Genomic DNA, 5706 nt, shown 5'->3' with positions numbered 1-5706 from the left:
GCTATATATTGATTCCATGGCTTTATCCCTCCCAATTTAAAACTATTAAATTTGTCTAAATATCTGCGGAATGTGGGCTTTAACGTGTCGCAACACACCCTCGATACCGTGCTGGACACCATCAGCAGCAGCGCAGTGGAACAGCCTCTCAACTGGATGTCGCCAGACGGTATCGCTACGGCAGCGGAAACCTTTGTTGGATACCTAATGTTAGATGCTTGGATTGGCAACACAGATCGCCACCACGAAAACTGGGGATTTGTCGAAGTAAGAGCCACGAAAACGCGCCAGGTGATAGCGCATCTTGCTCCCACCTACGACCACGCATCCAGCCTCGGTAGAGAATTGCTAGACTCCAAGCGGGTCGAACGGCTCAACAACAATGCTGTGGCTGCCTATGCAGCTAAATACAGGTCTGCGTTCTATGCTCTTGTGGGGGACAAAAAAGCCCTGTCTCCTCTTGATGTTTTTCAAGTAGCAGCACGACGCCACCCCCAGGCAGCTAGAGTGTGGCAAGAACGCCTGGGGGCAGTGTCGGCTGCTGATACGCTAGGTCTATTTGACCGAATTCCAAGGGAACGTATTTCAGAAGCGACAATTGCTTTTGCTCAACAGATATTAGAAATTAACCAGCGTCGGCTGCTTTTACTGCTGGAGGAACTCCGTTGAATACTTTATTTGTTGCTTGGAACTGAGATGTTGCACCATTCTCAATTAGCCACACTGCCAGTCACTAACAGTGATGTCAAAACCTTGCTGACGCGCTAATTTTTTGGTACGAGCGAGATTAATTAACAACCCCAAAACTACGAGAGATGCCAACAAAGTTTCTGAAGCGAGTAACGCAGCCTCTGCCCAATCGGGCAAGGTAGTTTTTCCCAAGAATAGATATGCTGAATAGGCGAGAAACTAGGCAATAAAAGATAACACTAGCCACCGATAAACTCCCCACTAAAGAGCTTTGTCCAAATCGATGTAAACCGAAGCGATGCTTTACGGTTTTAAAGAATCCTTCAATCTGCCAACGTTTTCTACCCAAGCGAGTGATATAGATAGCAGATAAAGGTTTTGTAGAAATCACAAAGCGTTTTTCTAGACTACCATCATCCCGCTTGAGCCAATACCAAGATAAGGTTACTGGAAAGTTTAATCCTTGCAGCACTACTTGCTGACCCCTTTGCAGTCCTTGGCTGACCTGACGATCGTCTGCCAATCTCCGATCACTCCTCATCCCAAAAATACCACTTGTAGTGGTTGTTTTTTGACCCATTTGAGCATTTCTATACTGCCAAAAGCGGTATCGCCTAGCACTTTCATTTCATAATGTGCGGTTAAGGTTTTTGGCAGAGTTTTTAGCAATCTTTGACCGAGTTTTACTGGTGGTAGCTCTCCTTGACCTCGATAGACGCGGAATCCCCAAGGTATTCGACTTCTTCCCACGAGTACGTAGAGGACTACCAGATGCAATCCTCGTTTACCATTATAGACTCTAATTAGTTTTCCTAATCCTGAGAAATTACTAATCTTTTCCAATGTAATCATATCCAAAATTACCGTCAAAATTGGTAGCCTCCCAAGTCGTCTTTCGCCTTTGACTTGCCTGCTGATCTCAGCGCGCACAACTCGAATTACTGTCCGCACTGATCATTGGTAATGATTAAAAAAGCGACTAATCGCACTGGTACTTACTGTTTGAGAGGGGTGAGGTAAACTTTGTCCTGTTGCTTCCAAAAATAGACCCAGTAAGGCTCGCAGACTTTTTTATTGATATTTGCTGGGCATTAAGTCCATCAAGGTATAGACTAATGCTTGGGCGTAATTAAGGATGGTTAACATTGACCTACCTGATTGTTTCTACGCCCTTTATTTCACATTTTGGGACCAAATACAAGGGCTAGTTGAGAATGGTGTAACATCTGAGTTGGAACGAACTACTTTCGTCACGCTTGGTTCCCTATCGGTCGGTTGACGAGCGATGGAAATAGCTACCAATTCGCTTACACGGCTGGGGCAATAGTAGCACAACGGCAAGGCGGTTTTAAACCTTTGTGGTCGTTTTCTGACTGGGACAAAGTGTACGAATCACCCGAATTATTTTTCGTTTTTTCCAATCGGCTGCTGCGCCCCTCTCCCCCCGATTATCCAGATTTTTTGCGCTGGTTAAATCTCTCCCAATCTGAGAATGACTCCAGGTTATTACTAGCTCGTAGTGGCGGACAGCGGGTAACAGATAGGTTGGAAGTTTTTCCCCCTCCTGAAGTGGATGAGGATGGGTTGTGCCACTTCCATTTCTTTGCTCGCGAATTGCAACATTTACCTCAAAAAGGATTAAATTTAATTGACAGATTACAGCCTGGCGATTTGTTGCGAGCAGTTGAAATTGATCATATTGAAAATGACTATATTTGCCGCATTTTATCCCTATCAACAGTCGATGGCTGTCGAGTTTGCAATTGTCCTAAGTATTTGCTGGGGTCTGATTTTTTGAGGCTGTACCAGGAACCTGAAAGGGTACAAATTGTGGTCGAGCAAGTCAATTTGTCGCCGACACCGCAAGCGTTCCGATTACTTTGTCACTTGGCTGTTCAGGGGGGGATAGGCTTTCAACCGTTTTCTACTTCGCTGTATCAACCTATTTTATCGGAACTGGCTGCCAGTGGAGGTACAATACCTTGAAGGTTTTTGAACTCCCTAATGATTGATAATGGCAATCATTAGGAGTAAAATTGTAGACTTGTTAGTGGCATAGATCGCCTATAACATTAGCACTTAAGAGGGTGCATTGTTTTTTTTTTAATTTTAAATCAGGGTTTGCGATCACAAAACCATTGCTTGCTACCGATCGAGAACAGCCGTAACCAGCCTCAACAAGCAAATGCACTCTCGGCACAAAAAAGCAGTAATTTGACAGGCAAATGCCGGCTCCTGCTGGACATTTTCGGATAAAAACAAGTATGGTGCAGTCCCTGTAAATACCTGCATTCTCACTAATTTTGTACAGCAAACACCTGATTTTGTACAGCAAATGCGTGACTTTAGCGCTCCGCAATAATTAGCTATTTTTTAGCGTTTTTAACCTGGGAGGGTGACAAAGAGGTCTAGGAACTAGACCGGATAAGGGTTGCAGCTTGTATGCCTTGTTTATAAAAGCGACGTTTATTACGAGTTAACTTCATTAACCCTTGTACAGATTCAGAATATTTATCCAAATAATTCACCCACTGCTCTCCATCTAAACCAACGCCAAAGGTACTCCGTCTGCGGTATTTTTTGCTGGGTTCTGAGCGGCGAGATACATATCTTTGCACTTGCATTTTCTTAATTTCAGTGCCTTGAAATACCGCCGAACTGTAGGCAATTGTCATTAACAAAATTATCTTAATCAGTCGCTCTCCTTTGAGGCTAGTTCCTTCTAGGTTGTAGCCTCCTGTTTTACAGTCTCGAAACATTTCCTCAATTCCCATTCGCTGTTTGTAAGCAGCAGTCGCTGCTGGTAATGAACCTAAGTCGGTCAGAATAAACCACGCTTCATTAACTGCCGACCCCTGATAGTTTCTTTTCCATTTACAAGCTATATCAAACCCGGCTGCGGGTCGTGTTTTTCTGACTCTCACGCCTTGAAAGTATAAGGAAGTTCCTGGTACTATTCCTAATTTATCTAACCGTTGCCATATTAAATTTTCTGTTTCGATACAATGATTTTTTTTGATTCTCCAGCAAAAAAATACACCCCTTTCTTTGAGCCAGTTTCCCAAGTCTACAGAACAAAATTCTCGGTCTCCTAAAACAATGACTTTATATTCTTTAAATAACGGTAATACTTGTTTGAGAGCGAGGGTTTGTTCCTGTAAGTTACTGTTTCCCAATTTGGGCAACAGCGACCAGTACAATGGGATGGCTCTTCGCTGCCAGATTAAGCTGACCATGAAGAGATTTATACAGCCCCATTGACTGCGATCAATCGCGATTGATAATCGTTGCCCTACACGGCAATAAGTTGTTAACCAATAAGTGATTAATGGGAACCAAATTCCTGCGAGCGTTAGTTGAGGTAAGTCCAGAAATATGAGCAGTTTTCGACGGCGGCTTTCGGCTGTTATTGGATAGGGAAATACCCGTGCGAGCCGCTCTAACCTCACTTGTTTTTCTGATTGTATCAAGGAGAGCAAGATTGTTAGTAGAATAAACTGAGCGTGTGTCAGTTGTTTTTGTAAGTGGGTCTGATAGAATGTTGGTAACATTATTTTTGGGGATAGGCTAGCTTGTAACAATTCGGCTGCCTATCTTTTTTTTAGCATAAGTTGGCTAAATCTTTACTCCATCAGGGTTTCAGGCGGGTTGTCACCCCCCCAGGTTTTTTACAAAATCTGAATTGAATTAATAGTCAAGTGGTGGCATATGAATTGAATTAATAGTCAAGTTTCATCGGAGCGTATAGGTACAATGTTGATTGTTCAAGCTCTTTCAGGGCGCGCTAAACATTTTATCCGCACTCCCAGTAGTTCAAATAAAAGACATCAACGCTCGAAGGAAGGAATGACAGATGATTTAAGCCCTACCAAAATTAATGACAATTACCTTAGAAGATTGTATGGACTGGTATCTAGACGGTTATGACCGCTTTGAATTACGTGATGGAGTAGCTGTCCAAATGCAACCAACAGGAACCCATGAACGAGTAGCAGGAGAAGTCGCAGCTGTAGCCACTATCGAAATTTAGCGTTTGCAACGCCCTAGTTTTAATTAAAACGTAAAAGTAGTTCGGAATAATCCAATCCAAATACTATCATTGGCTGCATTATGCTCAGGATTAGTAATTAACAAAACTCCCGAAGTAATAAAAATCTTGTTAGTAAGTAAATAACGATAAGATAGCTCAAAATGCAGCGAACTATCGCGGTCTAAGCGAGAAGAAACATCATTACTTGTAACCTTCGGGGGCATCCCAAAGACAAAATTTAACTGACTCCCTAACTTACCCAAATCAGGCACTACCGCAGTAACTGCCCAACTCCAGATGTCCGCACTAGATCCCTGTGAACCATCTAAACCATTAACACGGGGCGAAGACTCAGCCCTAGCATTAAAATAGCTAACCCAAGCGCCTAAAATCTACTTATTGCTCAACTTATAAGTAGATTGTAAGCCATAAGCATTAGAAAAAGTAGCTGTACTTTCTCCAAAAGGTAACTGAGCAAATCTACTGCCCTTACTCCCCGTTACATTAACAGTTGAACCCGGTTCGGGAGCGTAGTAGTGACCATAAGTAAAAGCGATCGCTAACCTATTAGATGGAGTATAAGTTAACTGAGTTAAAGCAGTATATTGACCGCCAGATAGTCCTTCAACTGGATTGCTACCACTCGTAGTTAAATAACTGACACCAGCGGCAATTTTATCGGTAAAATTATAATAAACTACAGCACCCGTACCAAAAGCAAGCGAAGAGATAGGACTTTCAGCACCCAAATTAGAAATAGAAGAAACCGGATTAAGTGCAGGGAAAATGCGAGTAGGAAAGTCTGCAAGAGGTGCGATCGCTACTTTACCGCGTTTACCTACAGGCATTACTCACAAGTTAAGCTAAAAGCACTATTGTCAATGAGTAAAATTACTCATCTTTTACCTATTGACCCAATTAAAATATGACTCCATTTGTTCCTTTATTATTGAAAAAAAATTGTTCGGGACTTCTTTGAGTTCCAG

6 protein-coding genes and 1 pseudogene are annotated in these 5706 nt (G+C 42.6%); 3 read left to right on the top strand and 4 right to left on the bottom strand.

Translation table 11 applies throughout. The features are described from left to right. Positions 1-51: 51 nt before the first annotated feature. Positions 52-669 carry a hypothetical protein gene (locus QUB61_RS37380; RefSeq protein WP_333136246.1) on the top strand — a complete coding sequence of 206 codons (618 nt, stop codon included), beginning with the start codon at positions 52-54 and terminating at the stop codon, positions 667-669. Positions 670-714: 45 nt separating this feature from the next. Here the strand turns inward: QUB61_RS37380 and QUB61_RS40310 are convergent. After that, positions 715-1836, bottom strand: a pseudogene (locus tag QUB61_RS40310) (transposase). 129 nt (positions 1837-1965) lie between these two features. Between QUB61_RS40310 and QUB61_RS37365 the strand changes: the two are divergent. Further along, positions 1966-2676: a DNA-binding protein gene (locus QUB61_RS37365; protein WP_333136240.1), complete on the top strand. Its 711-nt coding sequence runs from the start codon at positions 1966-1968 to the stop codon at positions 2674-2676. A gap of 422 nt (positions 2677-3098) precedes the next feature. On the opposite strand, the gene QUB61_RS37360 is transcribed toward QUB61_RS37365, so the two are convergent. Then, a complete protein-coding gene (locus QUB61_RS37360; RefSeq protein WP_333136238.1) occupies positions 3099-4241 on the bottom strand; it encodes an IS4 family transposase in 1143 nt (380 codons plus the stop codon). Positions 4242-4567: 326 nt separating this feature from the next. Between QUB61_RS37360 and QUB61_RS37355 the strand changes: the two genes are divergently transcribed. Continuing rightward, positions 4568-4720 carry a hypothetical protein gene (locus QUB61_RS37355; protein WP_333136236.1) on the top strand — a complete coding sequence of 51 codons (153 nt, stop codon included), beginning with the start codon at positions 4568-4570 and terminating at the stop codon, positions 4718-4720. 23 nt (positions 4721-4743) lie between these two features. Here QUB61_RS37355 and QUB61_RS40305 read toward each other — a convergent pair whose 3' ends face one another. Then, the gene (locus QUB61_RS40305) at positions 4744-5112 is read right to left on the bottom strand and encodes an iron uptake porin (protein ID WP_445300329.1); all 369 of its coding nucleotides are present in this window, start codon (positions 5110-5112) and stop codon (positions 4744-4746) included. After that, positions 5113-5568, bottom strand: a complete 456-nt coding sequence (locus QUB61_RS37350) for a hypothetical protein (RefSeq protein WP_333136234.1) — start codon at positions 5566-5568, stop codon at positions 5113-5115. Between the last annotated feature and the right edge of the window lie 138 nt (positions 5569-5706).

The organism is Microcoleus sp. C2D2, from assembly GCF_036702495.1.
In the GTDB taxonomy this organism is placed as follows: Bacteria; Cyanobacteriota; Cyanobacteriia; order Cyanobacteriales; family Microcoleaceae; genus Microcoleus.
This window is presented reverse-complemented; position numbering and strand designations above follow the sequence as displayed.